Origin of the sequence: Kitasatospora sp. HPM-01-4 (assembly GCF_051374625.1) — a bacterium.
Lineage (GTDB): Bacteria > Actinomycetota > Actinomycetes > Streptomycetales > Streptomycetaceae > Kitasatospora.
Genome location: NZ_JBPQGP010000005.1, coordinates 46,649 through 72,345, shown reverse-complemented (window position 1 = coordinate 72,345; position 25,697 = coordinate 46,649). Strand labels below are relative to the sequence as shown.

Below are 25,697 nucleotides of genomic sequence, written 5' to 3'. Positions count from 1 at the left end.
GTAGAGCTCGAAAACGCGGCCCGAACCCGAACGGACTCCTGATGCAGGACACCAACACCCGGCATCCCCCGGAGGCACACTCTGGCACTGGAGCGAAGCCTGCTGACACAGTAAGCGCCGTGCACGAAACAGACTCCGACGCCAGCGACGTGACAGTCCGACAGCTCATCCGGGAACGGTGGGGGAGCGACCTGCCCGAGGAAGGACTGCTGCAGCGGTTCACCGAACCGGGCTGGACCTACCAGGAAGAGCTACCCCGCCCGTGCCCCGAATGCGCCGGCCCACTGCACTCACTGCGCCGCCCGTACGAGTCCGGCGGACGCCAGTACCGCTACGTCGCCGTGGTCTGCCCCACCTGCCCACGCGCCTTCACCCTCGCCGACCTCGGCGTGAAGACCTACGACAGACTCCTGCGCACCGCCGCGGCCGCGGCACCCGCAGCACCCGCAGCACCCGCTGCTCCCGTCGCCCCGCGTACGCAGGCCGCTCCCGCGATGACGGTTCGCGCCGCGGCGCGGCTGCTGGCAGGACTCGAGACGGGACCGTGCCCGGCCGGACCGGGGGTCACGGTGACCGCGATCCGACTGCCACGCCCGGCCGAGGAGCCCGTATCCGCCGGCCCGGTATGGCCGGAGGACCTGCCCCTGCCCGCGCAGAGGGAGACCCGGGCGCTATGGTGGGGAAAGGTCACCGACCCGGCCTGGAGCCCGCCAGAGCAGACGCTGCGCGCGGCCGACGACGTACGGGTCATCGTTCCGGTGGGGGAGCGGTTCGACGACCTGCGCCACGCCCTGACCGGTCTCGGTGCCCAGGTGCGTACCGCCGAGCACTGGGCGGAGAGCGAGTACGTGACCACCGTGTCCGATCTCGGCGCGCGCACCGAGCTGACCGCCTGGCCGGCCGGGGCCCAGACGCCGGCCGCGGGGCCTGCGGCTTACGCGGCCCGGGACGCGTTCGCCGCCCAGTGGGACGCCCTGGACGAACTCCCCGCCGACGACGCCTCCGCCTTCGTACCCGTCCGGCAACTGGTGCCCGAACACTGGACGGCCCTGCTGCCCCACCCCACGTTCAACCCCGTCCAGGCCGCCACCGTCCCCGCCGTCATCGACGGCGACGACCACGTGATGGTCGTCGCCCCCACCGGTGCCGGCAAGACCGCCATCGGCATGGTCGCCGCCCTCACCGCCCACGACCGCGGCCGCAAAGCCGCCTGGCTCGTCCCGCAGCGCTCCCTGACCGACGAACTCGACCGCGACCTCGCCGCATGGCGCCGCGCAGGCCTGCGCGTGGTCCGCCTGACCGGTGAAGCGGCCGTCGACGCCGACCTCATCCGCGACGCCGACCTGTGGGTCGCCACCACGGAGAAGTTCGAGGCGATCTGCCGCGCCGGCTCGCTGCGCACCGCGCTCGCCGAAGTCGGCTGCCTGGTCGTCGACGAGATCCACCTGCTCGGCGACCCGGTCCGCGGCCCGGTCCTGGAAGCACTCCTCGCCCGGGTCCGCGAGGACGCGACCCGCGTGCGCATCGTCGGCCTGTCCGCCACCGTCGCCAACGCCGACCAACTCGCCGCCTGGCTCGGCGCCCGACTGATCCGCTCACCCTGGCGACCCACCCGCCTGACCTGGCAACTGCCCGACATGCCCGACGAAGCCGACGCGGCCGACTGGGCCACCCGCAACCGAACTCGCACCGGCCACACCGTCCACCTCGCCCGCCGCCACACCGCCGACGGCGGCAGCGTCCTGGTGTTCTGCGGCAGCAAACGCTCCGTGCGCACCACCGCCCTCGCCCTGGCCCACGAACGCGGCGTCGACACCACCGGCGCCGACGCGGACGACAGCGACCTGGTCGAGCGGCTGTGCACCAAAGCCGGCGTGCGCCTCCACTACCGTGACTGGCCCCACAAGCGCGACGCCGAACAGGCCTTCCGCACCCGTCAGGCCGACACCCTCGTCCCCGCCATGCGGCAGGCGGCCCGAGCCCGGAACATCGACGCCCCGGACTGGCCCGGCACCACGGCGCCCAGCACCTGCCGCCTCACCCCCGCCGACTACCGAACCCTCCTCGCATCCCGTACCACCGGCACCGAGATCACCCTTCACACCGACCGCGTGCACATCCGGGCACCTCGCGGGGCCACCGTGGTCACCTGGAACGGGACCGCCACCGCACGGCACACCGGCACGGCACTCGAAGTGCCGTATCCGGCACCGCAGTACGAGGATCCGTCAGCGGGACGCACCGGGGCCGCAGTCTTCACCCGAGGCGACCGCATCGCGGCCGGCTGGGCCGTCGCCTACAACCACGTGGCCTGAGCGGCTGTGCCGCGGAGCCGTTCGTCGCAGGAGGGTGCACTCGCGGGTCTTGGCGGCGAAGCCTGGAAAGGGTGGTGTCGGAGCTGTCCAGCCGCCGTCAGCCGAACAGCTCCGACATCACCCTTCCAGGTTCAACAGCCGTCGACCTCCGTCGAGCCCAGCTTCGCGTACTGCTCGGGACGGCGGGCCCGCATCCGCAGCGCCAGCCCGACGCCGGCCAGGAAGACCACCGGGACGATGGCGATCAGTGACCAGTTGACGGCCGCCGAGGCGTCGGTGAAGAGGTCGAGGCGCCAGCAGACCAGTGCCGTGGCGCCGATCAGCAGGACGCCCGCCAGCACCGGGGCGACGGCCGTGCGCAGCGGCGAGGTGCCGGCCGCGGCGGCGGGGTTGCGGCGGAAGAAGGCGAACACCGCGAACGCCGCCAGCGCCTGGAGCAGCAGGATGCCGACCACGCCGGGCGAGTTCACCCACAGGAAGAACTGGGTGTAGGGGTCGGCGCCGGTCACCGCGGCGGCGACCACGCAGAGGGCGGCCAGCGCGGACTGCGCGGTCCCGCCGATCCACGGGGAGCGGTGCCGGGGGTGGATCGCGGCGAAGGCGGGTGGCAGCACCTTCTCGCCGGCCAGCGTGTACCCGTACCGAGTGATCGTGTTGTGGAAGGCCAGCAGGGCGGCGAGCAGGCTGGTGATGATCAGGACGCGCTGGATGTCGGTGGCCCAGGCGCCGACGTAGCGGGTCATCTCGGTGAAGAACATGCCGGCCGGGTCGTCGGTGGCGGCCTGGACGGCGTTGTCGCTGCCGACCGCCTGGATGATCATCCAGGTGATGAAGGTGTAGAAGAGGCCGAGGAAGGCGATCGCTAGGTAGGTCGCGCGGGGGACGGTCCGGTCGGGGGTGCGGGCCTCCTCGCGGTAGATGGCGGTGGCCTCGAAGCCGATGAACGCGGCGGCGGCGAGGCCGAGCACGCCGGCCATGCCGCTGTTGGCGGCGTTGGTGGGGGCGAAGGAGTCCAGGCTGATGCCGTGGGCGCCGCCCTTGGCGAGGACCGCGACGGCGAGCAGCAGCAGGATGCCGGTCTCGGCGATCAGCAATGCGGCGAGGACCTTGGCACCGAGGTTGATCGAGCGGTAGCCGAGTAGCCAGACCACGGCCACGCCGGCCAGTGCCCACAGCCACCAGGGCAGGTCGAGTCCGAGCAGGTCGGCGGCGGTGGTGTGGGCGAAGTACCCGAACGCGCCGAACATGCCGATCTGGATGGCGTTGTAGGAGAACACCGCGAGCAGCGCGGCGCCGAGCCCGACGGGTCTGCCGAGGCCGCGGGTGATGTAGGAGTAGAAGGCGCCGGCGTTGCGGATGTGCCGGGTCATCGCGGTGAAGCCGACCGCGAAGACCGCGAGGACGGTGCCGATGGCGAGGTAGGCCATCGGGGCGCCGATGCCGCCGAAGCCGATGGCGAACGGGGCGACGCCGGCCATGACGGTGAGCGGGGCGGCGGCGGCCACCACGAAGAAGACGATGTCGCCGACGCCGAGGACGCCGCGTTCGAGGGTGGGGGTCTCGGTGGGTCCGCCTCTGGCGGTCTGCTGGGTGGGGAGGGTCATCCTCGTTGCCCTTCGGACGGTGTGGGGGAGGGGCGGGGGTCAGCCGGTGTGGGTTTGCACGCCGCCCAGCCAGGTGCCGAGGACGGCCACCCGCGGTAGGTCCAGCGGCGCGACGCGGTGGGGGTCGGCGGCGAGGTGGACCAGGTCGGCGCGGGCGCCGGGGCGGATGACACCCCAGTGTGCGTCCTCGAAGGCCTGGTGGGCGACGCCGGCCGAGTAGGCGGCGAGGGCCTGGGCGGTGGTGATCCGCTCCTCCGGCAGCCAGCCCTCGGCGGGTTGCCCGGCAGGGGTCTGCCGGGTGATGGCGGTGGCGATGCCGGCCAGCGGCTCGTAGCGGGTGACCGGCCAGTCGCTGCCGAAGGAGACGGGTGCGCCGGAGGCGAGCAGCGCGGCGATCCGGTACTGGTGCCGGCCGCGCGCCGCGCCGATCCTCGGCAGGGTGAGCTCGGTCATCAGCGGATCGGTCTGCGCCCAGAGCGGCTCGAAGTTGGCGATCACGCCCAGGGCGGCGAAGCGCGGCAGGTCGGCGGGGTCGAGCAGCTGGACGTGGGCGATGACCGGGCGGCGGTCGCGTGGGCCGTTGCGCTCGGCGGTGGCCTCGATCGCGTCCAGGGCCTGGCGGATGCCGGCGTCGCCGATGGCGTGGATGTGCGCCTGGAAGCCGAGCCGGTCGGCGGCGGCGACGGCGTCGGCGAGCTGCTCGGCGGTCCAGTTGGCGACGCCGTGCGAGTGCGGGCAGTCGCTGTAGGGCTTGAGCAGCGCGGCGGTGCCGGATTCGATGACGCCGTCGGCGAAGAACTTGATGCTGTGCGCGGTGAGCCGGCCGGCGGCTTCGGTCTCGACCCTGGCACGAAGCGCGGGCAGCGCGTCGAGTTGCCCGCGCCAGCCGTCGGGTTGCAGCAGGAGGGCGAGGTTGGCGCGCAGGGGCAGCTCGCCGGTGCGGGCGGCGGCGAGCCAGGGTTCGACCTGTCGGGGTTCGACCCAGGCGTCCTGGACCCAGGTGACGCCGGCGGCGGCGAGCAGCCGGGCGGCGGTGAGCAGGGCGTCGACCTGCTCCTGAGGGGTGGGGTCCGGGATGAGCGCGGTGACCGGGGCCATCGCGCCGAACTCCCGCAGGGTGCCGAGGGGGCTGCCGTCCTCCCGGCGGACGATGACGCCGTCGGCGGGTTCGGGGGTGTCGGCGGTGAGTCCGGCGCGGCGCAGTGCCTCGCTGTTGACCCACAGGGTGTGGTGGTCCATGGAGTGCAAGACCACGGGGCGGTCGGCGACGGCCTCGTCGAGCCAGCGGGCGTCGAAGCGGCCGTCCTCGGCGAGCCAGGGGTCGAAGGAGTCGCCCTGGATCCACTCGGCCCCGGGGTGGTCCGCGGCCCAGGAGGCGACGGCGTCGACGATCTGCCGGACGCTGGTCAGCCCGCGGACGGGGACGCCGTTCAGGCCGAGTCCGCCCATGAGCGGGTGGACGTGGCCGTCGCCGAAGGACGGGAGCAGTGCGCCGCCGGCCAGGTCGACGCGGACGGTGTCGGGCCCGGCGAGGGCGAGTGCTCGGGCGTCCAGGGCGGTGACGGTGCCGCCGGTGACAGCGACGGCGTCGCCCTGGGGGTGGTGCGGGTCGCCGGTGTACACGGTGCCGCCGGTGAACAGCAGCTCGGCTGCGGCATGAGTGGTCATGGGGGAAGCCTCCGCAGTAACTGAACTGGGTTCGGTAAACTTAGACCTGGCCCGCCGAGGGTCGGAAGAGTTTTACTGAATCAAATTCAATTACGTTTCGATAACCCCGGGGGGATCCGTGGCGCGCCCGCGCACTCCGCTGCTCGACCGGACGAAGATCGCTACCGCGGCGCTGCGGCTGGTCGACGAGAGCGGCGAACTCACCATCCCCGGGCTGGCCGCCGCCCTCGGTGTGCGCCCTTCCGCGCTCTACCACCATGTGGACGGGCGCGCCGGGGTCATCGCACTGCTGCGCGAGGACCTGTGCGAGGTGATCGGCGCCGGCGACTACTGGGAACTGCCCTGGGAGGAGGCGCTCGCCGCCTGGGCCCGCTCCTACCGGGACGCCTTCGCCGCCCACCCCGGGCTGGTCCCGCTGCTGGCCACGGCCCCGCTCACCGAGCCCTTCCTGCACGTGATGTACGGCCGCGCGGTGGCGGTGCTGGTGCAGGCCGGCTTCGCCGAGTCGGCGACCCTGTCGGTGATCACCGCACTGGAGAGCTTCGTGCTCGGCTCGGCCCTCGATCTGGTCGCCCCCTCGGTGATGATCGACTTGGTCGACCCCGTCGCCACCCCGCACCTGGCGGGCGCACTGGACGCACTCCCCTCCCGCCCGGCCCGCGCCGACCAGGCCTTCGAGCTCGGCTTGCGTGCCCAACTCACCGGTTACCGGGCCCTGTTGGCCCCCTGAGCCACTACTTGACGGTGGCGGGCGGCAGGTCGGCGGGGTGTCCCGAGTGAGCGCCACGATGCGCCCGGCCGGCGACTACCTGGCTCTGTCCACGAGTAACGACAGCACATGCGCTCGGGGTTGCAGCAGCCGGGTGGGCTGAGGGTCTACTGGCCGGCGATGGTGACCGGGCGGCATTCGCCGAGGAGAATCGCTCCATGCGCATTCTGATCGTCACCGCCGGTTCACAGGGAGACGTCGCGCCCTTCACAGGCCTGGGGCGCCGTCTGCTGGACGCGGGCCATCAGGTCGCCGTGGCCGCCCACCCGTCCTTCGCCGCGCTCGTCCGCGGGTGCGGTCTCGAGTACCGGCCTGTGCCGGGAGACCCGCAGGGGCTGATCCGAGACTGGTCCCGGGCGGCGTCGCGGGAGGAGGTCCAGGCGATGACAAGGGCGTACGCGGACGGGCTCGCCGACGGGGTGGCGGAGGCCGTGGCGGGCGGAGCCGACCTGCTGCTCACCGCCTTCGGCCCGGCGCCGCTCAGCCGGACGGCCGGCGAAGCGCTCGGCGTCCCCGTCATCGGCACCTACCTCGCACCGTCGTTCGCCACCGGACAGTTCCCGCTGCCCAACGCGCGGAACACCGACGACCTGGGGCCGGAGGACAACCTCGCCGCGGGCCGGGAGGTTCTGAGGCGCGCGGAAGGGGTCTTCGCGGACGCCGTGACCCGGCTGCGTGCCCGCCTCGGGCTGCCCGCCGGCGTGCCCTCGGCAGCGGCGTACATCCGGCCGGTCTTCCACGGCTTCAGCCCACTGGTGGTGCCGCGCCCCGAGGACTGGCCGTCCCGGGTCGAAGTGGCGGGCTACTGGTGGCCCGTGCGGCCGGACCGCTGGCAGCCCCCGACCGAACTGGTCGACTTCCTCCAGGCCGGTCCGCCCCCGGTGTTCATCGGGTTCGGGAGTATGGCGGTGGGGCAGGGGGAGCGGCTCAGTGAGCTGGTGGCCGCGGCGGTGAAGCGGGCAGGCGTGCGCGCGGTGGTGCAGGCGGGGTGGGCGGGCCTGAGCGGCTGCGGCGACGACGTCCTGGCCATCGGCGACGTCCCGCACGACTGGCTGTTCCCTCGTGCCGCCGCCGTCGTCCACCACGCCGGGGCGGGTACCACCGCAGCCGGACTGCGGGCCGGAGTACCCGCCCTGCCCGTACCTGTCATGGCGGACCAGCCGTTCTGGGCGTCCCGGCTGCACCGGCTGGGAGTCGCCCCCCGGCCCCTGCCGTTCCAGGACCTCACCGCCGAAGCCCTCGGCGACGCGATCAGCGGCTGCCTGTCCGAGCCGGCCCACCGCCACCGGGCGGCCGAACTCGCCCGCGGGATCGCCGCAGAGGACGGCGCCGCTCCGCTGCTCGCCCACATCGGCTCACAGGGCGCCGGGTGACCCAGGGAAATGCTTCATCGCCGTGCTGCCGTGCCGGGCTGTCCGAGACATGGGGCAACGGGCTTACGTCTGTGCTTACTTGACCAGTAGCCGGTAATGCTCCGTGATCTCTCCCCCCCGGCGTCTCGCTGTCCGGCTCCGCCCCGGTCCTCGCCCTCTTCATGGCCGTCCCGCTTCACCGCCGCCCTCGCCGGCACCACGTCCCGAGGAGAATCGATGTCCGGCGCGGGTGGCGCGGCGCCGATCACGGCGGATCAGTCATGTCGTTGGGACAGTCGCTGTTGACTGGCGATGGCCTGGTCGGAGAGTTGGACGATCACTATCGGTCGTGTCTGCGGATATGGGGCCCGTGTTGGTCTGGCTGCAGGTGACGGCCGGGCGCTATGTCTCCGACGACCGTGCGCGCCTTGCCGCCACCGCCTACCTCCACGATCCCGAGCACGAGGCGTCAGCCCGCCACCGCGGGGCGCGTATCGGTGAGATGACCGATGTGCGAGGGGTGGGGGAGCGGCCATAGTCCTTGGGAGATCGTTCGCGGGTGGCCGTGGTGCGCCCGGTTTTCGGAAGGACCTTCAGTGGACACGTATGCGGATCTGGTGTTTCTCGGCGGGCGGGTGGTCACGGTCGATGCGGAGTTCTCCGTCGCCTCGGCCCTGGCGGTAACCGGTGGGGTCATCAGTGCCGTCGGTGGGCGGGACGACGTCGCGCCGCTCGTCGGACCCGACACCCGCGTCGTCGACCTGCGGGGGGCGACGCTGCTTCCCGGTATCAACGATTCCCATCTGCACGGATGTGCTTTCGGCATGGCGACGCCGCCGCTCTCCCTCCACCTCAGCCATCCCGCCGTGCTCTCCCTCGTGGACGTGGCCGAGGCGGTGCGGGAGGCCGTCGGGCGGGTTCCGAGCGGGCAGTGGATCACGGGGCACGGCTGGGACACCGGGTACCTCGACGAGTGCGTCGCCGATCCGTCGCGGCTGCCCTCGCGGCGCGATCTCGACGCCGTGAGCCCGGACCACCCGGTCGTCCTGTACTCCTTCTCCGGGCACGCCACCTGGGTCAACTCCAAGGCACTGGAGCTCATCGGGATCGACCGGCATACCGTCGCGCCGCCCGGTGGGGCCATCGTCGTGGACGAAACCGCGGAGCCCACCGGGCTGCTCCACGAGGGGGCCCAGGCCCTCGTCCAGAACGCGCTGCCGTCACTCAGCAGGCAGGAGCGGACCGACGCGATCAGGTCGACCCTCGCCACGCTCGCCCGGCTCGGCGTGACCAGCTACACCGAGCCCGGACTCGGCCCCGGCGGCGCCGGCATCATGCGGGGCGCGCTCGGTGCGGAGACCCTCGACGTCTACCGCCGGCTGCTGGCCGACGGGGAACTGACCGCTCGCGTCGGCGTCCTGCTCCTGCCCACCGGAATGGCGAGCGCCACCGAGGAGTTCGCCCGCGCCCTCGCCGCCCTCGCCCCCCTCGGCGAGTCCGGCGACGCCGATCCACGCCGCCTCGCGATCCACGGCGTCAAGATCTTCGCCGACGGCATAGTCCCCAACAAGACGGCCTGGATGCACGAGCCATACGTCGGCGGCGGCTGCGGCTCGCTGTGCGTCGGCGGCGAGACCGACACCGAGCGGACCGCCGAGATCGACACCATGATCCGTCACGCCCACGCCGCCGGGCACCAGCTGGGCGTCCACGTCACCGGCGACCGGGCCATCGACACCGTCGCGGACGCCTTCGCCGCGGCCATGGCCGACTGCCCGCGGCCCGACGCCCGTCACTACGTCATCCACGGCGACTTCCTCACCGCGCACAGCATGAAGGTGCTGGCCGCGCACGGCTTCGGCGTCAACATGAACCCCACCATCAAGTGGACCGTCGCCGACATGGAGGAGGAGTTCGTCGGCGCCGAGCGGGCCGCGTACGCATGGCCCTACCGCGACGCCATCGACGCCGGCGTGCGGGTCGCGAGCGGGTCCGACGCCCCCGTCACGTACCCGGACTGGCGCCAGGGCGTCGCCACCATGGTGCTGCGCGAGTCGAAGGCCGCCGGCCGGGTCAGCGGCCCCGAGCAGCGCATCGGTCTGGCCGAGGCAATCCGTACGTACACCATCAACGCGGCCTGGCAGGACTTCGCCGACGACTGGAAGGGCTCCCTGGAACCGGGCAAGGTCGCCGACCTCTGCGTGCTCGACGGGGACCTGCTCACCGCCGACCCCCACGACCTCCCGACGATGCCCGTCATCCTCACCGTCATGGGCGGGCAGGTCGTGCACGACGCCCTTCGCGATTGACGTACCACAGGCACATGATCATCCTGGGCTGATGGCAGCGGAGCGGAGCGGGGCGGACATCCTGGATGCGGCGGTCCGCGTCCGTGAGGCCGCCAGGAGAGTGGCGAGCGGCGCGAGCGGCGTCGACACGGTCCTGGCGGCGCTGTCGGAGGTGATGGAGTACGACCACGCCTCCCTGACCCGGTGGGATCCGCTGCGCCGGCGCCACTCCACCCTGGCCGGGAGCTACCCGGACGACGCCACGGCCTACATCGAGACACGCCTCCACCGCGACCCGGTGTTCCCCGTGCTCCACAGCCCGGCCCGGGGCGGTCTCTGGCTCAGGGACGTGCCCCGGCAGCTCCTGGCGGCATCCCCGGGCTTCCAGGAGGTGCTGTGTCCCCTCGGCATCGAGGACGGCGTGGCCCAGTGCCTTTTCGCCGCCGACGGCCGATACGTCGGCATGCTGAACGTCAGCACCCGCCGGCAGCGGCGCACGCCCGATCCGGCGCGCGCCGCAGTCACCCTCCTCACCGAGGCCCTCGCCGCGACCGTCACACCCCACGCAGGCCCGCCAGCCGGGGAGAGCGCCGCAGCCGACCCCGCCGCAGATCCGCGGCGGCCTGGCGGACTTTCGCCACGGGAGCTCCAGGTGCTGGCCGAACTGACCTCCGGCCGCACCAATCGGGAGATCGCCGAGCGGCTGCACATCACGCCGCGCACCGTGGGAACCCACATCGAGCACATCCTCGCCAAGCTCGACCTGCCCAACCGCGCGGCCGCCGCCGCCCGCGCCGCCAGCTGGGGAATCGAACCCTCCCGCTGACACGAGCCGGCAGCACGAATCGCTCGGACCGCGGACATGCCCCCGCAGGAGACCCCGCTTCCTCACCCGCCGAACTCCCCGAGGGGAGACGCCGATCACCGCCTCAGGCCATGGAGCACCTGGTACTCGGAGTAGCTCCCTGCGGGATCGATGAGGAGTACGAGCCGGCGGGGCGGGTGTCCTGACCCGTCGGTCACCCGTGGGGCGGGACTCGCTTTCGGGGGAGCTGGAATCCGGCTCGACCGAACATCTGCCGCTCGGGCTGCCTTCCGGCTCGGCAGCCGGCCCGTCAGCCGACCCCCTCGTCCGCCTGCCCGGGGCTCCGGGTGGACCAGAGTCCAATGATTGACACGACATACATGTCGTGTAATGTATTTTCCATGGAGAAGGTCAAAAAGGTTTCCGTCGTCAGCACTGGCAGCGTCGCGATCCACCCCGAGCACGTGAAGGCCACCCGCAAGCCGCTCTACTGGTGGATCATGACCTCGCGGCGCTGGACCGCGCCGCGGCCGATCAACGTGTACGTGATCGAGCACGAGGACGGCCTGGTGCTGTTCGACACCGGCCAGGACCGGGCCTCGGTCACCGACCCCGGCTACTTCCCCGGCGGGCTCTCCGGGCTGGCCTACAAGCGGCTGGCCCGGTTCGAGATCGGCGAAGACCAGACCCTCACCGCCCAGCTGGCGGCCCAGGGGTACGACATCGCGGACGTGAAGGCCGCGATCATCTCCCACCTCCATCAGGACCACATCGGCGGGCTGCGCGAGCTCGCCCACGCCGACATCTGGGTCAGTGCCGAGGAATGGGCTTCCCTGCACGAGCCCCGGCCGGAACTGCGCGGGTTGCTGCGCGACCACATCGAGCTCCCCGGCCTGCGCTGGCGGCACCCCGACTTCCAGCCCACGCCGGACATCGCGCCCTTCGCTCAGGGCCACGACCTGTTCGGGGACGGCTCCCTGGTGCTGGTCCCCACCCCCGGCCACACCCCCGGCTCGATGTCACTGCTCGTCCGCCGCCCCGGCCGCGACCCGCTGCTGATGGTCGGCGACCTCACCTACGACGACCACCTCCTGGAGGAAGGCCACATCGCCGGCGTCGGCGAGAAGGACCAGCTGCACGCGACCACCGCCCAGGTCAACGAGTTCCGCCGCCGCAACCCCGGGCTGAAGATCCTGGCCGCCCACGACCCGAACGCGGCCGCCGCACTCACCGGCAGGAAGTCGGCCCGTGCGTCCAGCTGAGGAATTCCGCTACCTGGTCCTGGCCGCCCAACGCGAAGGCAACCGCCTCCTCGGCCAGGCACTCAAACCCCTGGGCGTCACCACCTCCCAGGCCGAAGTCCTCCGCCTCCTGCAGGACCGCCAACCGCTCACCCTGTCCGGCCTGGGCGACCTGCTGGTCTGCGAGAGCGGCAACAGTCCCAGCCGCCTCGTCGAACGCCTCGTCCAGGCCGGCCTCGTCCACCGGGCGGTCTCCGAACACGACCGCCGCCACATCGAACTCACCCTCACCCCCGACGGCCGGACCGTCGCTCACCGGATCGCGGGGATCGAAGACGACCTCTACGCCTTCATCGACGCCACCACCGACGACCTCGGACCGGCCATGACCATTCTCCGAGCTTTCGTCCGGGACCTCCCCGCCGGTCAGGCCCTCGCCCTCCGCGCCACGGACCAGGCATAGCCGACCACCCGACACACCGGACGTACCTCGAAGGTATCCGAGGCCCTGAACTGCTGATTCAGCAATCACGGCAACCAGCCCTCCCCATGCCGGCTGAGCACCGCGACAGAGCCGGACCGGGGCGGTCCGCAAAGGCGACATGGCTTTATCATCTGTCGCTCGCCGGGCCGACCCGCTGGAAGGCGCGGGGAGGTTCGCATGGCGTGCGTCGGGGCCTTCGACCACTCCGCGGATGCCCGGCTCCCGAACTGACGGCCTGTCTCCGGGAAGCGACTGAAGGCGGCGCGGGCGTCGTGGCACGGGCGGGTACTCGGGCGCGGGTGTGGTGGGAACGCGACCCGCGAAGCGGGACAGACTCGTTCGGTCGGGCCAAGGTTCACCACGGTTCAGGACGCGAGGACGCGAGGACGCAAGACGGGCCGGTCAGCGTGGCCGCAGCCCGTCGAAGACCACGGCGAAGATCCGTTCCCGGGCCGATACGTCGTTCCCGAGGTGCTCCATCGTCGTGGTCGTACCGACCAGCAGGGCGATGAGCTCCGGCAGGCCCAGCTCCGGGCGGACCGCCCCGGCCCGCTGCGCCCCAGCCAGCAGCTCGGCGAGCCGCGCCCGGATCGCCGAGCTGGACTCTTGCAGCGCCGCGTGCGCGTCCACACCGGCGGCGGCGAGCGCTTGGGCGAATTCGCTCTTGCCGGCGGACTGCTCGACCACCAGGCGGAAGCAGTCGAAGAACGCCTCGGCGGGAGCGGACTCGGCGGGCAGCTGTGCCGCCTGGGTGGCGATCGTCTCCAGCTTGCGCACCATCACGGCTTCCAACAGCGCTTCCTTGGTCGGGAAGTGCCGGAAGAGCGTGCCCACCCCGACCCCTGCGGCCCGGGCGATCTCCTCGGTCGGCACGCCGACGCCGCGGGTGACGAACACCTGCGTGGCGACGTCCAGCAGCCTGGCCCGGTTGCGGGCCGCGTCGGCCCGCAGCGGGCGTTCCTGAGTGCCGCTCATCTCTCCCCACCCATTCCTGTCGGCGGCGAATCCGTTCTAGACAAACGGAGTTGCTAGTCCGTATCGTCGAACCGGAGTCGATAGTCCGATTCTAGCGAAAGATCCCGTTGGGGGTTGATCATGTCCGAAAAGCTGTCACCTCGTGAGGTCTTCACGAAGCTGCTCGAGGGTATCGGCGCGGGACGGTTCGCGGAGCTCGCGGATCTCTACGCCGAGGACGCCGTGGTGGAGATCGCGTTCGCGCCCGTCGGACCGCGGCGGTTCGAGGGGCGGGCGGTGATCAAGGAGCGGTTCATGGAACTCGCCACGAGCGTCCCCGTGGAGCTGACCCCGATGAACGTGGTGATCCGGGAGACCGACGACCCGGAGGTGATCGTCAACGAATGGGACCACCAGGTGCATCACCGCGCGACCGGGCGGACCTTCAGGGCCGCCAACATCCAGGTGCTGCGTGTCCGCGACGGTCTGATCGTCAGCAGTCGGGACTTCCACGACCACCTGGCGCTCGTCGTGGCCGGCGGCAACCTGCCGCAGCTGGTGGAGGCGTTGGAAAGCAACTGACGCGGGTCGTCCGCGGCCGCACCGGCGCAGGCGTGGCACCACCTCTGCCCCTGCGGCCGACGGCGGCCGGCCGTTGTGGGACGCCACCGTTGCCGCCCTCACGGCCGCCCCCGGCATCGATGTCGTCCAGGCCGGGGGCGGCCGTGAGGGTGCGGTACTGCCACCCGGACCGGGTGACCCGGCCGCCGCGGCCCGTCGGCAGCCCACCGACCAGCACCCGCTGCCCGGCGGCGTCCTCGCCGTCAATGCCTGCTCCCGCGACGGCAGCCCGATCAGCGCCGGCCGGGTGTACAACCGGTGCCGACCAGGACCACCAGTAGCTGTGGGCAGGAGCGCCAGCGCCGCTCCCACGCTCGGCCCCGACCGTTCGGGCCCGCCCGCTCCCACAGCCCGGCGCAGGCTGCCAGCTGTGCCGCGGTCTGTTTGGCGCGAGCGCCGGAGCGGTGGCTCTCGATGAACGCCCGCAGCCGGTGGCGCTCGTCTCCGATGCCTGCGGTGTAGGCGAGTTGAGCGGCGGGTCGGGGACCAGGTCGAATGGGCCACAGGCCTCGCCCGCCGTCAGTAGGTCCCGCTGCTCCTGGTCGAGCTCGGCCCAGCCGAACCCCTGCGCCCCCACCACGATTGCGGTGCGGTGTCTCATGAGCTCTGTTGTGGGCAGCCGTGCCGATGAGTTGTGGCGAGGAGTTGGAGGGCTGAGGCGGACGGGGAGTCCGGTTCGGCGTTGAGTACGACGAGGCTCTGTCCCGGGTCGGATGGGAGGTGCATGACCTCTTCGTCGAGGGTGAGGGATCCGATGAGCGGGTGGTGGTAGCGCTCCGTGGTGGAGCCGCATTCGCCGATCGGGTGAGCGGCCCGCAGCTCGGTGAACTCCTCGCTGAGAGTGGTGAGTTGGATGATGAGGGCCAGTAGGTCCCGGTCGTCGGGGAAGGCTCCGGTGGACCGTCGCAGTGCGGCCACCGCATCCCCGGCCCGGCGGTTCCAGTCCGGGTACAGCTTGCGCTGGTGAGGGTCGAGGAACAGCAGGCGGGTCATGTTGGGTCGGCCCTCGGCCGAACCGTGCGGGGCTTCGTAGTCGAGGTGGGCGGCCAGCAGTGCGTGCGCCGGCCGGTTCCAGGCGAGTACGTCGGTGCGGCGGCCGACGATGTAGGCGGGCACCGTGTTGAACGAGTCGAGCATGGCGCAGAGTTGGGGCCTCGGCCGTTCGGGGAGGGGTTCGTGCCGGTGGGCTCTCATCGGCTTGGCGAGGTTGTGCAGGTGGGCGGTCTCGATGTCGTCCAGGCGCAGCGCGCGGGCCAGTGCGTCGAGGACACCGTCGGAGGCTTGGTGGCTCTGGCCCTGCTCCAGGCGGATGTAGTAGGCCACACTGACCCCGGCGAGGTGCGCGAGTTCCTCGCGGCGCAGCCCCGGCACCTGGCGGCGTGCGCCGACCGGGTTCAACCCGACGTCCCGTGGCTGGAGTCGGCTGCGGCGGGAGCGCAGGAAGGCGCCGAGTTCGGAGGTGCGCTGCATGTCGTCACTATGCCCGAACGGCCGAGGCATGGGGTGACCCTGTGAGGGATACGCCCCGGCGGCGTACGAGTGGGGGAGGGCTGGGCAGCGGGCGAGCGTCGCTGCAGGCTGCTCGGCATGACAACCACGTACTACACGCCGCTGCTGGCCGGTGCCCGTGTCCTGGTGGTGGGCGCTGGGAAGATGGGGCTCGCCACCGCACGGCAGGCGCTCGCGGCGGGTGCCGACGTCACCCTGTCCAGCCGTTCCCGGCACCGTCTTGTGGCCGCACCGCCCGGGGTGCGGACCGTGGTCGCCGATCCGGAGGATCCCGAGGACGCGGTCCGGCTGCTGGAGGCGGCCGGGCTGCCGCCGCTGGATCACGTCGCCGTGCTGGCGGGCGGTGCGCATCCCAGCTCCGCCCGCGGCATCGTGGAGACTCCGGCGGCGGTCGCGGGCGAGGCGTTCGCCCGGTTCTGGCTGAGTTACCACCTACTGCGGGCGGCCGTCGGCCGCGTCCGTGACGGCGGGTCGGTCACCCTGCTGTCGGGCTCCAGCAGCCGGCGCCCCTCCGACGGTCGCGGCGTATGGGGAACGCTGCACGGCGCGATCGAGGCGCTGGCCCGCAATGCCGCCTACGAACTCGGCCCGATCCGGGTGAACGCGGTCAGCCCCGGTGGCATCGGAGTACATCCCGGCAACCGTCAGCTGATCGCGCACCCCGGAGAGCCGGACGACGTCGCGGCGATGGTCCTCGCCCTGATGGCCAATCCGGCGGTCACCGCCACCGTGGTCGACGTCGATGGCGGAGAGTTCCTCGGCCAGTCCGCGTGACCAGCACCGCGGTGTTGCCCCGGCACAGGCCTGCCCGGCGGCCGTCCGGTCGCGAAGGCGGCCGTTGCCGGGGCGGGGTGCTGGGAGCGGGTTCGCCGGGCAGGTGGTGGTGTTGTCGAGGAGGCGGTCCTCGACTTGGGTGTCGACGCAGGCGCTGCGGTTCTCGAACTGGCCGGGGTCACCGAAGTGCGCGGGTACCGCCGGGCCTGGCCCGGATACTCCCAAGTCGGACGCCGAGCCGGACTCAAGGAGTCTGGGCGCCGGTTTCTGCCTGGGGTTCACTCGGCGACGCCTGGTTCTCCTGGCGCGCGGCGGCCTTGGCGCGCAGATGGGCGCGGTAGGAGGCGAGTTCCCGCTTGACGATGGGTGCCATGAGGTAGAGGCCGATGACGTTGAAGAGTGCCAGAGTGAACACGAGGGCGTCGGCCAGGTCGAGGACCGATCCCAAGGTCAGCATGGCGCCGATGATGGCGCAGAGGGAGACGACGAGTTTGTAGATCAGCAGGCTCTTCCTGCCGCGGCCGAAGATGTCGGCCCAGCCCTGCTCACCGTAGTACGTCCAGGTGATGACGGTGGAGAAGGCGAAGAGGACGACCGCGACGGTCAGTACGTAGGGGAACCAGGGCAGGACGGTGGCGAACGCGTCCGATGTCAGGGCCACACCGGCTGGTGCGCCCTCGCCGTTGGCGACTGCTTCGCGGGCGGTGAGCCAGCTTTGGGGCTGGGCGATGATGATGGTCAGCGCGGTGATGGTGCAGATGACGACGGTGTCGATGAAGGGGCCGAGCATGGCTACGAACCCTTCGGTGACGGGGTGTTTGGTCTTCACCGCCGCGTGGGCCATCGGAGCGGATCCCAGCCCCGCCTCGTTGGAGAATGCGGCCCGCTGGAACCCGATGATCATGACGCCGATGAATCCGCCCGCGACGCCTGAGGGGTTGAAGGCGCCTTCGATGATGGAGGTCACGGCGGTGGGCACCGAGGAGATGTTGACGGCGATGACGAGGAGGCAGGCGCCGATGTAGATGGCGGCCATGGCCGGGACCAGTCGGGCGGTGACGGCACCGATGACCTTCATGCCGCCGAGCAGCACCACGGCGATCAGTGTGGCGGTGACGATGCCGAAGACGAGGCCCGCGCCGGGGCCGCCCATCCAGCCGTTCTCGCCGCCGGTGACGGTGCGCAGTTGCGCGAGGGTCTGATTGATCTGGAACATGTTGCCGCCCAGGACCGCGAAGATCACGATGACGGCGGCGAAGAGCGGGGCGAGGAAGCGGCCCAGCCGGGGCATCCCGCGGTCCGCGAGCCCGCGTCGCAGGTACTGCATGGGCCCGCCTCGGACGGTGCCGTCCTCGTCCACCTCTCGGTACTTCACGGCGAGGGTGCACTCGACGAACTTGATCGCCATGCCGAGGAGGCCGCACAGGATCATCCAGAAGGTGGCTCCGGGACCGCCGATGGTGACGGCGACCGCGACGCCGGCGATGTTGCCGAGTCCGACAGTGCCGGAGACCGCAGCGGTCAGGGCCCGGAAGGGAGTTACCTCGCCGGGATCGCCAGCGTCGCCGCGGCGGCGGCTGCTGGCCCGAACCAACGTGAGGGCGTGGGCGAATCCGCGGACCTGGATGGCGCCGAAGTAGAGCGAGAAGACCGCGCCGGCGACGACGAGCCACGCGACGATCCAGGGGAATGTGACCCCGAATACGGTGAGTTCGGCAAAGATCACTCCCGAGACGGCCTCGGTGAGCGGATTGAAGAATTCGTTGACTGTTCGTTCGATGCCGCCCGCGCCGTCGGAGGCGAGGAACTGCTGGGCTGATGTCAGCTGGTGCTGCACTGGGCGGATCCGTCTCTCGGCTCGGGTGGCCGGCCCACGCGGGGCCGCGGGGACGTCCGGATGCGGCGCCAGCCACGGCTGGTACCACCGCTCCGTCTTCGTCAAGGAATAGTCAAGGAATTGCCAAGAGGGATCTAGGGACTAAAGTCCCACCCGCCCGTGTGGACCGAAGGGCGTTTCTGTGCCGGTGAATGATTCTTTGGCGAGGGTCAATCTTCTCTGTAGAACTCGTTGGTTCAGGGCCCATCTTCCTTGCGAATGCAAGAAAGGAATCCATTGAAAAAGTTAACGTGACCCGAGTCACACATGCTCCGCGGTCTCGGCGGCATCCCTGTGGGTGTCGTAGGCGTTCCGACTCGCGCTCGCGGGTGGTGTCGCGTTGCGGAATGGAGCCCTCGTGACCGGCAAGCGACTCGAAGGCGGCGAAGCGGTTCTTCCGCAAGCTCCTCAAGAACTGCCGGTGTGTGCCCCGCGTCATCGTCCCGGACCAGCTCCGCCGGGGTGCGCCAAGCGTGATGGCGGTGTGAGCATCAACTGCCGTACTGCGGTACCGAAATGCACTCGAACACCATGGCTCAGGAGTTGCCCGGGGCCGGCGGAGCGGTCGTAATCATTGTCATCCGCCGCGGCGAACTCCGGCTTCATCTGCGGGACATCAGCGTCGGGAACGCCGCTGACCTGTGGCGGTGACTGGTACGCCGCGCACGTTCAGGTGTCGCCTATTCGCTGGCGGCCTGCGGTCCTGGTCACTCCGCGTTGCAAAGTGGCACGGTCCTTGTCCCGACGTGATCGCTTGGCGGTGTCCGGACCCCAGGGCGGCGTCGTTCAGAGGATCTGTCCGACTTGATGCCAGTTCAGGTGACTGACATGGCTGTAAAGTTCGCGGGGCCAGAACGGAGGCAGGCGCGGCCTCCGGGTGATCATGAGGTGTCGAGTCCCTGATCACCACAACGGAAGACCGTGCCTGCCTCGCCCATCCCCGCTGGCCTGAGCCAACTCGCCGTTGTCCGGCCCGTCGAGCCCGAGGATCACCTGGGTCTGCTGGACTGCCTCGCAGCGGTACCAGATCCGCGACGGGCCAATGGCCGCCGCCATCCCCTCGCCTTCATCCTCGCGCTCGCCGCATGCGCGGTTCTGGCCGGCGCGAAATCCCTCGCCGCGATCACGGAGTGGGCCGCCGATACGCCACCCGCCGTGCTCACCGCTCTCGGCGGCCCAGGCCGCGAACCGTCCGGTCCCATCCCCCCGGCCGAGGCCACGGTGCGCCGGGTCCTGCAGTGCGTGGACGGTGACGCCCTCGGCACGGCAATCGGCACCTGGCTCGCTGCCCGCGACCCCGGCCGCCCGCTACCCGGCCAGGGCCGAACCGAGCGACCCCGTCACTCGCTGGCCGTGGACGGCAAGACCGTTCGCGGCGCCCGTCGCGCCGACGGCACCCAGGTCCACCTGCTCGCCGCGATGACCGAAACCGGCCTGGTCGCCGCCCAGCGCGAGGTCGGCTCCAAGACCAACGAAATCACCGTCTTCCGGCCGATGCTCGCCCCGCTCGACCTGACCGACACTGTGGTCACCTTCGACACCCTGCACTCACAAGTCGCACACGCCCGCTTCCTGGTGGAGGAGAAGAAGGTCCACTACATCGCGGTGATCAAGGGGAACCAGCCACTGCTGCAGCAGCGCCTGAAGCAGCTGCCCTGGCGGGACGTTCCACTGCTGGACAAGAGCCGCGCCACCGCACACGGCCGCGACGAGATCCGCCGTGTCAAGACCGCCACCGTCACCTGTGGCCTCGACTTCCCCCATGCCGCCCAGGCCGTGCAGATCGTGCGTCGCCGCAGGATCGTCACCACCGGCAAGGTCGCCCTGGAACGTGTCTACGCAGTCACCGACCCGGGGGGATGCGACGGCCGGGAGAGTGCACATGATCGACGCCGGCACGGCCGCGGGGCCGGGGGCGGTGGAGTCGGCTCAGTAGGCCCTCGCGGGAACCAGGTGGTCGAGTCCCTGCGCACTGCCAGTCGCGGCCTCGATCGAGCGCGGCAGCATGATGTTCTCGTAGGCGCGGATGGCGTCGTCGACGCTGGATTCGGTGACGAGGGCGTGGGCGAGGTCGGAGCCGTCGAGCATGGCGAGATTGGCGCCCAGCCCGACCGGGGGCATCAGGTGCGCGGCATCGCCGAGCAGCGTGACGCCGGGAACGTGCTTCCAGGTGTGCGGGGCGGGCAGGACGAACAGGGACCGGTTGGTGAACCCGCTGTCGCTGTTGCGCAGGATGTAGCGCAGGCTCTCGTCCCAGCCGTCGAACATCGTCAGCAGGTGCGTCCGTACGGCCTGCTGGTCGCCGAGGTCGATACCGGCAGCCACGTGCCAGTCCTCCGGCGCGCGGAGCGCGATGTAGGCGCGGATGTGGCCGTTGCTGTTGCGCTGGGCGACCAGGGACCTGCCGGCGCCCTTCGCCAGCATCGATCCGTTGCCGACCAGCCGCGCGAGGTCGGGATGGCGGGTGTCGCAGTGGTCGAATCCGGTCTCGACGAAGGTGACGCCGGTGTAGCGGGGTACGGCGTGTGACAGGGCCGGGCGGACGCGGGACCAGGCGCCGTCGGCGCCGACCACCAGGTCGAAGTCCTCGGCGGTGCCGTCGGCGAAGTGCAGCCGGCGGGTGCCGTCCGGCAGCGGGGTGACCGCGCTGACGGCGCGGTCCCACCGCACCGTGCCCTCGGTGATCGAGTCCAGGAACAGGCCGCGCAGTTGGCCACGGTCGATCTCCGGGCGGCCGTCGGCGGCGGAAGGCCTCTGATGCGCCAGGAGGGCGGCGTCGGCGAAGTCGAGCACCCGCCACTCCTCGCCTTCGGGGCGGGCGAGGGCTTGGAATCGGTCGACGAGCCCTGCCGCCCGCAGGGCGGCCTGACCGGTGTCGGCGTGCAGGTCGAGGGTGCCGCCTTGCGGGCGGGCGTCGGCGGAGGCCTCGCGTTCGAAGACGGTGACGGGGCGGCCGTGTTGCTGCAGGACTCGGGCGCAGGTGAGGCCGCCGAGTCCGGCGCCGACGATCGCGATGCGGGGGTCGCGGGAAGAGTTCATGGGAGTGTCCCTCGGGAGGTGAATGAGCCGCCGGGAGGTCCGGCCTCACCAAGAAAGCACACTCACCAAATAAGTGCAATGACTCAACTTTTGTAGTTGCTTCACACTGGGGTACGGTAGGCGTGTGACCGAACCGACCGGGCGCCGCGAGCGCAAGAAGGCCCAGACCCGCCAGTCCCTGGCCGACGCCGCACTCGAGCTCTTCCTCGACCGCGGCTACGACCAGGTCGGCGTCAAGGACATCGCCGACGCCGCCGACGTCTCGGTGACCACGCTCTTCAAGCACTTCCCCGGCAAGGAAGCCCTGGTCTTCGACCAAGACGACGACCTGGAAGCAGCACTCGTCGCCGCCGTACGCGACCGCACCCCCGGCCAGTCGATCCCGCAGGCTCTGCGCGAGCACATCCTGCTGACACAGACCCAACTCGCCGTCCACGCCACGGACCCGCGGTTCGCCGACTTCACGCGCATGGTGCAGGAGACCCCCGCGCTGCGCGACTACGCCCACCGCATGTGGACGCGCCACGAAGCGGCCCTGGCGCGAGCCATTACCGAGGCTGTCGGCGCCCCCGAGGACGACGTCAGCTGCACCGCCCTGGCTCACTTCGCGCTTGAGGCCCGCGGCCTCATCCTGCGGCACGCCGAGCCGCGCCGCGCCGCCGACGAGGCCTTCGCGTTGCTCGAACACGGCTGGGCGGCCTCCCATCCGGGCAGCTGACCGATCCTCTGGCCGGGCCGACCGTAGCTCCGCGACCGTCAGCCGGCGGGGTCCTCAGGCAGCGGCGATAGGCGATGATGAGCGGGCAGGCACCCTCATTCGCCATGGTGATCAGGGACTCGCCACCTCGTGATCGCCCGGGAAGCCGCGCTGTCTCCGTTCCACTGCCACGGCAAACAACGCGGCCAAGCAAGCTAACCGGCATCAAGCCGGACAAAAGCTCTGAACGACGCCGCCCTGGTCCGGACCCGAGGCCGCCAGCGGGGAGCTCGAAATTCCGTGTTCCGTTCCCGGGTGGCTTGGAAGGTTCAGGCTTCCTGGCCGGTGCTGGCGAGGACGATCTCGCGGATGGTGACGTTCTGCGGCTGCCGGTAGGCGTAGGCGATGGCCTCGGCCACCGCCTGCGGGTCCAGGGCGCCACCGGCGGACTTCTTCCAGGCTTCGTAGTCGCGCTTGATCTGCTCGTCGCTGGTGTGGGAGAGCAGTTCGGTCTCCACTGCGCCGGGGGCGATGGTCACTACCCGGACACCGGTCGAGGCGACCTCCTCGCGGAGGTTCTCCGACAGGGCGTGCACGGCGAACTTGGTGGCGACGTAGGCGGTGTGGTTGGGGAAGGTCTTGCGGCCGGCGATGGAGCTGACGTTGATGATGGTGCCGGTGCCGCGGGCGAGCATGCCGGGCAGCACCGCGCGGGTGCCGTACAGCACACCCTTGACGTTGAGGTCGATCATCCGGTCCCACTCGTCGACCGGCTGGTCGGCGATGTGGCCCAGCAGCATCGCCCCGGCGTTGTTGATGATCGCGTCGGCGGGGCCGAACCGTTCCTCCGCCTCGCGTACGGCCTCCTCGACGGCGCGGTGGTCGGTGACGTCGACCTTGCGGCACAGCGTGTTCGGCAGGCCGAGTTCCTCCAGCCGCTCGAGCCTGCGGGCGAGCAGTAGCAGCGGGTGTCCCTGTGCGGAGAGCAGGCGGGCGGTGGCGGCGCCGATGCCGGAGCTGGCGCCGGTGATGACGATCAGGGGCTTGGCCATGGAATACCTCTTGAAGCAGGGTGTGGTGTCGCATCCCATGAGACCACCGTGCGGGGCCCCGCACGTGCCGGCACAGGAGGCCGGGTCCACCGGGGGTCCGACAGACCCCCTCTGGCGTGACCGAGGCCCCGTGCACCGCCCTAGCCTGAAGGAATGAGCACGTCAGCGGAGCGCGGACCCAACCTGGAACTGCGGGACTTCCTGCGCTCCCGCAGGGCACGGATCCGACCCGACGAGGCGGGCCTCGGCCCGCACGCCGGCCGGCGCCGGGTACCCGGACTGCGCCGCGAGGAGGTCGCCCAGCTGGCCGGGGTCAGCGTCGACTACTACGTCCGCCTGGAGCGCGGCCGCACCCCGAACGCCTCGGCCGCTGTGCTGGACGCCGTGGCCCGCGTACTTCAGCTCGACTCCGCCGAGCGGTCCCACCTGTTCGACCTGGCCAAACCCAAGCCGGGCTCCGGCCGCCGCCGCGCGGCTCCGCCGCAGCGGGTACGGCCCGGACTGCTGCGGCTCCTGGACGCCCTGACCGACACCCCGGCGATGATCCTCGGACACCGCCTGGACGTCCTCGCCGCCAACCCCCTCGCCAAGGCCCTCTACACCGACTTCGACGCCCTGCCCCACCGCGACCGCAACCTCGCCCGCTTCATCTTCCTGAACCCGGCCGCCCACGACCTGCTCGCCGACTGGGAGATCGCTGCCCGCGGCACGGCGGCGGCCCTGCGCCTGTACGCGGGCCGCCATCCGCACGATCCGAGGCTGAACGGTCTGGTCGGCGAGTTGTCCGTGAGGGACGAGGACTTCCGCCAGTGGTGGGCCGACCACGACGTCCTGCAGTACACCCACGGCATCAAGCTCTACCGCCACCCCCTCGTCGGCGAGCTCACCCTGGCCTACGAGTCGCTCGCCCTCCCGGACGACCCCGACCAGGCTCTCTACCTCTACACCGCAGAACCCGACAGCCCCTCCGAACGCGCCCTCCGACTCCTCGCCGGCTGGTCCGCCCCCGCATCCTGAGCTGCGCGGATTCGAACCGCACGCTCGTGGCACCCCGGAGAAACATCGGGGACTTCGACTGCTCCGGCGAAGACACCGAGCGCGACCGCCTCGCTCGCACCGGCTGCTGGGACCACGTCGAGCGGGGTCCTGCTCACCGACGAACAGCGCCTCGCGTACGGCCTGCCGGTCGCCGAGGGGAAGAAGGGTGCCCCGCGGTGGCCGCGCTTCACCGCCCGCTACGGCTTCGACCCCGATCACCTTTCCGGTGTCGGGTACGGCCCGATCCTGCTGAGCGGCTACCAGCGGGTGCACCGCCTGAAGACGACCGTGGCCCTCTGGCGAGCCGATCTCGACTTCGCTGGTGTCGGCTGGTCGGAAGGGTCCAGAGGGTTGGGTCACGGGGAGACGCCTTCAGGCGTGTCGCAAATAGATCTCTAGACACAACTGGTTTGCGATGCAAACCTTGTCGGCATGACGACTCATCCTGTCCCGTCCCCGAGCGACCCGCACAACCTCCTGGCAATGAGGCGGGCCCTGGTCCGCCATGTCCGTCGTGAGCAGCGGGGTGCCTGGTTCCCTCTCCTCGTCTTCGCCGCGGTGCGGTTCGGCGCGGCGCCGGTGGTCCGCTACGGCCAGGGCGACCACACCGTCGGTGACCTGCCGCCGGCGATGTGGTACTGGCCGGTGGCGCTGGTGCTCGCCTATGTCGCGATCAGCTGGTTCTACCTGCGTCGTTCCGACCGGCTGGGCCTGGGTACCCGGGTCGGACCGTACCTGGCGCTGGGTGTTGTCCTGGCCGTGCTCGTCACCGTCTACGTTGCGTGGACGGCCCTGCACCCGGGGTTCCTCGCCGCTCTCCACGGACCGTCACCCGTCGGCCTGTTCTTCAACACGGTGGTGAGCCCGGCCGGCACGATCGGCCTGGCGTTGCTGCTGCTCGCCCGGATCGAGCGCAGCTGGCCGCTCCTCGCCGTCACCTGCGGATACCTGGTCGTCATGCTCGGTTCCGGCGACCGTCCCGACCCGTCGCCGTGGGGCTTCCTTCCGAGCCTCCTGCTCGGCGGAGGTGTGCTGCTGCTCGGCGGAGTCGGCCTCGGTCTGCTGCAGCGGTTCCAGGGACGGTCTGCCGCATGACCGAACACCCCACCAGCAGCCTCGACGATGTCGTGCACCAGCGCGTCCGCTTGGGCATCCTCGCGGTGTCGAAGGAAGCCCGGCGGGTGGAGTTCACGTTCCTCCGCAGCACGCTCGGTCTCACCGCCGGCAATCTCTCCCAGCACCTCGGGGTCCTGGAGAAGGCAGGTCTGGTCACGATCGACAAGGGCTACGAGGGCAAACGCGCCCGCACCTGGATCCAGCTCACCAGGGCGGGCAAGAAGGCCCTGCACGACGAGATCGCGACGCTCAAGACCCTGATCCGCCAGCTCGAAGGACCCGGAGCGTTCGCAGGGCTTGGAGGATACGAAGGACGCGACGGGGAAGGGGAAGCCGACCCCGGTTCCGCGGCTACTCCCGCACCGGGCTGAGTTTTTTGTTCGACGTTCGGAGGCCGCCGCGCGGGTGGCGGCCTCCAGTATCACTGGGTCCTGTCCGGTTGTCGTGGTTGTGCCCCGCGGCCGTGCTCCGGCTGTCGGAGCGCTGGCTGTGGGG

General features: G+C 71.1%; 20 protein-coding genes and 2 pseudogenes. 15 read left to right on the top strand and 7 right to left on the bottom strand.

The window, feature by feature from the left end:
• Positions 1–119 precede the first annotated feature (119 nt).
• Positions 120–2,315 (top strand): DEAD/DEAH box helicase, encoded by a 2,196-nt coding sequence (locus ACSMTC_RS00780; RefSeq protein ID WP_436557651.1) that lies wholly within the window; start codon positions 120–122, stop codon positions 2,313–2,315.
• A 131-nt stretch (positions 2,316–2,446) separates the two neighbouring features.
• Here the strand turns inward: ACSMTC_RS00780 and ACSMTC_RS00775 are convergent, their stop codons facing one another.
• Both ACSMTC_RS00775 and ACSMTC_RS00770 read right to left on the bottom strand, forming a co-directional pair.
• Positions 2,447–3,919: an APC family permease gene (locus tag ACSMTC_RS00775; protein ID WP_436557650.1), complete on the bottom strand. Its 1,473-nt coding sequence runs from the start codon at positions 3,917–3,919 to the stop codon at positions 2,447–2,449.
• A 39-nt stretch (positions 3,920–3,958) separates the two neighbouring features.
• Positions 3,959–5,587, bottom strand: coding sequence for an amidohydrolase (locus tag ACSMTC_RS00770; RefSeq protein WP_436557649.1), 1,629 nt, complete (start codon positions 5,585–5,587; stop codon positions 3,959–3,961).
• Between the two features lie 118 nt (positions 5,588–5,705).
• On the opposite strand from ACSMTC_RS00770, the gene ACSMTC_RS00765 reads away from it, so the two are divergent.
• The 6 genes from ACSMTC_RS00765 (at position 5,706) to ACSMTC_RS00740 (ending at position 12,505) form a co-directional block, all read left to right on the top strand.
• Positions 5,706–6,317 (top strand): TetR/AcrR family transcriptional regulator, encoded by a 612-nt coding sequence (locus ACSMTC_RS00765; RefSeq protein ID WP_436557648.1) that lies wholly within the window; start codon positions 5,706–5,708, stop codon positions 6,315–6,317.
• 197 nt (positions 6,318–6,514) lie between these two features.
• The gene (locus ACSMTC_RS00760; protein ID WP_436557647.1) at positions 6,515–7,729 is read left to right on the top strand and encodes a glycosyltransferase; all 1,215 of its coding nucleotides are present in this window, start codon (positions 6,515–6,517) and stop codon (positions 7,727–7,729) included.
• Between the two features lie 575 nt (positions 7,730–8,304).
• Positions 8,305–10,017 carry an amidohydrolase gene (locus tag ACSMTC_RS00755; RefSeq protein WP_436557646.1) on the top strand — a complete coding sequence of 571 codons (1,713 nt, stop codon included), beginning with the start codon at positions 8,305–8,307 and terminating at the stop codon, positions 10,015–10,017.
• A 31-nt stretch (positions 10,018–10,048) separates the two neighbouring features.
• On the top strand, positions 10,049–10,822 hold the full coding sequence (locus ACSMTC_RS00750) for a helix-turn-helix transcriptional regulator (RefSeq protein ID WP_436557645.1): 774 nt from the start codon (positions 10,049–10,051) through the stop codon (positions 10,820–10,822).
• A gap of 380 nt (positions 10,823–11,202) precedes the next feature.
• Complete coding sequence (locus tag ACSMTC_RS00745) at positions 11,203–12,063, top strand: N-acyl homoserine lactonase family protein (protein ID WP_436557644.1); 861 nt, start codon at positions 11,203–11,205, stop codon at positions 12,061–12,063.
• Positions 12,050–12,505: a MarR family winged helix-turn-helix transcriptional regulator gene (locus tag ACSMTC_RS00740; protein WP_436557643.1), complete on the top strand. Its 456-nt coding sequence runs from the start codon at positions 12,050–12,052 to the stop codon at positions 12,503–12,505. Before ACSMTC_RS00745 ends, ACSMTC_RS00740 begins: the two co-directional genes overlap by 14 nt.
• A gap of 423 nt (positions 12,506–12,928) precedes the next feature.
• Here the strand turns inward: ACSMTC_RS00740 and ACSMTC_RS00735 are convergent, their stop codons facing one another.
• Positions 12,929–13,501 (bottom strand): TetR/AcrR family transcriptional regulator, encoded by a 573-nt coding sequence (locus ACSMTC_RS00735; protein WP_436557642.1) that lies wholly within the window; start codon positions 13,499–13,501, stop codon positions 12,929–12,931.
• 120 nt (positions 13,502–13,621) lie between these two features.
• On the opposite strand from ACSMTC_RS00735, the gene ACSMTC_RS00730 reads away from it, so the two are divergent.
• Positions 13,622–14,062, top strand: coding sequence for a nuclear transport factor 2 family protein (locus tag ACSMTC_RS00730; RefSeq protein ID WP_436557641.1), 441 nt, complete (start codon positions 13,622–13,624; stop codon positions 14,060–14,062).
• Between the two features lie 636 nt (positions 14,063–14,698).
• Here the strand turns inward: ACSMTC_RS00730 and ACSMTC_RS00725 are convergent.
• On the bottom strand, positions 14,699–15,571 hold the full coding sequence (locus ACSMTC_RS00725; RefSeq protein WP_436557640.1) for a helix-turn-helix transcriptional regulator: 873 nt from the start codon (positions 15,569–15,571) through the stop codon (positions 14,699–14,701).
• Between the two features lie 117 nt (positions 15,572–15,688).
• Here ACSMTC_RS00725 and ACSMTC_RS00720 point away from each other — a divergent pair, with 117 nt between their 5' ends.
• Complete coding sequence (locus ACSMTC_RS00720) at positions 15,689–16,384, top strand: SDR family oxidoreductase (protein WP_436557639.1); 696 nt, start codon at positions 15,689–15,691, stop codon at positions 16,382–16,384.
• A gap of 244 nt (positions 16,385–16,628) precedes the next feature.
• On the opposite strand, the gene ACSMTC_RS00715 is transcribed toward ACSMTC_RS00720, so the two are convergent.
• Positions 16,629–18,221 carry an alanine/glycine:cation symporter family protein gene (locus ACSMTC_RS00715; RefSeq protein WP_436557638.1) on the bottom strand — a complete coding sequence of 531 codons (1,593 nt, stop codon included), beginning with the start codon at positions 18,219–18,221 and terminating at the stop codon, positions 16,629–16,631.
• A 410-nt stretch (positions 18,222–18,631) separates the two neighbouring features.
• Here ACSMTC_RS00715 and ACSMTC_RS00710 point away from each other — a divergent pair.
• Positions 18,632–18,718: pseudogene (locus ACSMTC_RS00710) on the top strand (IS6 family transposase); the annotation flags it as partial.
• Positions 18,719–19,181: 463 nt separating this feature from the next.
• Positions 19,182–20,039: pseudogene (locus ACSMTC_RS00705) on the top strand (ISAs1 family transposase); the annotation flags it as partial.
• 150 nt (positions 20,040–20,189) lie between these two features.
• Here the strand turns inward: ACSMTC_RS00705 and ACSMTC_RS00700 are convergent.
• Complete coding sequence (locus ACSMTC_RS00700; RefSeq protein WP_436557637.1) at positions 20,190–21,299, bottom strand: FAD-dependent oxidoreductase; 1,110 nt, start codon at positions 21,297–21,299, stop codon at positions 20,190–20,192.
• A gap of 124 nt (positions 21,300–21,423) precedes the next feature.
• Here ACSMTC_RS00700 and ACSMTC_RS00695 point away from each other — a divergent pair, with 124 nt between their 5' ends.
• The gene (locus tag ACSMTC_RS00695; RefSeq protein ID WP_436557636.1) at positions 21,424–22,017 is read left to right on the top strand and encodes a TetR/AcrR family transcriptional regulator; all 594 of its coding nucleotides are present in this window, start codon (positions 21,424–21,426) and stop codon (positions 22,015–22,017) included.
• 308 nt (positions 22,018–22,325) lie between these two features.
• On the opposite strand, the gene ACSMTC_RS00690 is transcribed toward ACSMTC_RS00695, so the two are convergent.
• Entirely contained in the window at positions 22,326–23,048 is a 723-nt protein-coding gene (locus ACSMTC_RS00690) for an SDR family oxidoreductase (protein ID WP_436557635.1), read from the bottom strand.
• Positions 23,049–23,201: 153 nt separating this feature from the next.
• On the opposite strand from ACSMTC_RS00690, the gene ACSMTC_RS00685 reads away from it, so the two are divergent.
• From ACSMTC_RS00685 to ACSMTC_RS00675, 3 genes are all read left to right on the top strand, one after another.
• Positions 23,202–24,065 carry a helix-turn-helix domain-containing protein gene (locus ACSMTC_RS00685; RefSeq protein ID WP_436557634.1) on the top strand — a complete coding sequence of 288 codons (864 nt, stop codon included), beginning with the start codon at positions 23,202–23,204 and terminating at the stop codon, positions 24,063–24,065.
• A gap of 453 nt (positions 24,066–24,518) precedes the next feature.
• A complete protein-coding gene (locus ACSMTC_RS00680) occupies positions 24,519–25,181 on the top strand; it encodes a hypothetical protein (protein WP_436557633.1) in 663 nt (220 codons plus the stop codon).
• A complete protein-coding gene (locus tag ACSMTC_RS00675; RefSeq protein WP_436557632.1) occupies positions 25,178–25,573 on the top strand; it encodes a winged helix-turn-helix domain-containing protein in 396 nt (131 codons plus the stop codon). Before ACSMTC_RS00680 ends, ACSMTC_RS00675 begins: the two co-directional genes overlap by 4 nt.
• Positions 25,574–25,697 lie beyond the last annotated feature (124 nt).

Coding starts and splice junctions, on each gene's coding strand:
- ACSMTC_RS00775 (WP_436557650.1), bottom strand. CDS start 3,919: ATGACCCTCCCCACCCAGCAGACCGCCAGAGGCGGACCCACCGAGACC.
- ACSMTC_RS00770 (WP_436557649.1), bottom strand. CDS start 5,587: ATGACCACTCATGCCGCAGCCGAGCTGCTGTTCACCGGCGGCACCGTG.
- ACSMTC_RS00760 (WP_436557647.1), top strand. CDS start 6,515: ATGCGCATTCTGATCGTCACCGCCGGTTCACAGGGAGACGTCGCGCCC.
- ACSMTC_RS00750 (WP_436557645.1), top strand. CDS start 10,049: ATGGCAGCGGAGCGGAGCGGGGCGGACATCCTGGATGCGGCGGTCCGC.
- ACSMTC_RS00745 (WP_436557644.1), top strand. CDS start 11,203: ATGGAGAAGGTCAAAAAGGTTTCCGTCGTCAGCACTGGCAGCGTCGCG.
- ACSMTC_RS00735 (WP_436557642.1), bottom strand. CDS start 13,501: ATGAGCGGCACTCAGGAACGCCCGCTGCGGGCCGACGCGGCCCGCAAC.
- ACSMTC_RS00730 (WP_436557641.1), top strand. CDS start 13,622: ATGTCCGAAAAGCTGTCACCTCGTGAGGTCTTCACGAAGCTGCTCGAG.
- ACSMTC_RS00725 (WP_436557640.1), bottom strand. CDS start 15,571: ATGCAGCGCACCTCCGAACTCGGCGCCTTCCTGCGCTCCCGCCGCAGC.
- ACSMTC_RS00720 (WP_436557639.1), top strand. CDS start 15,689: ATGACAACCACGTACTACACGCCGCTGCTGGCCGGTGCCCGTGTCCTG.
- ACSMTC_RS00700 (WP_436557637.1), bottom strand. CDS start 21,299: ATGAACTCTTCCCGCGACCCCCGCATCGCGATCGTCGGCGCCGGACTC.
- ACSMTC_RS00690 (WP_436557635.1), bottom strand. CDS start 23,048: ATGGCCAAGCCCCTGATCGTCATCACCGGCGCCAGCTCCGGCATCGGC.
- ACSMTC_RS00685 (WP_436557634.1), top strand. CDS start 23,202: ATGAGCACGTCAGCGGAGCGCGGACCCAACCTGGAACTGCGGGACTTC.
- ACSMTC_RS00680 (WP_436557633.1), top strand. CDS start 24,519: ATGACGACTCATCCTGTCCCGTCCCCGAGCGACCCGCACAACCTCCTG.
- ACSMTC_RS00675 (WP_436557632.1), top strand. CDS start 25,178: ATGACCGAACACCCCACCAGCAGCCTCGACGATGTCGTGCACCAGCGC.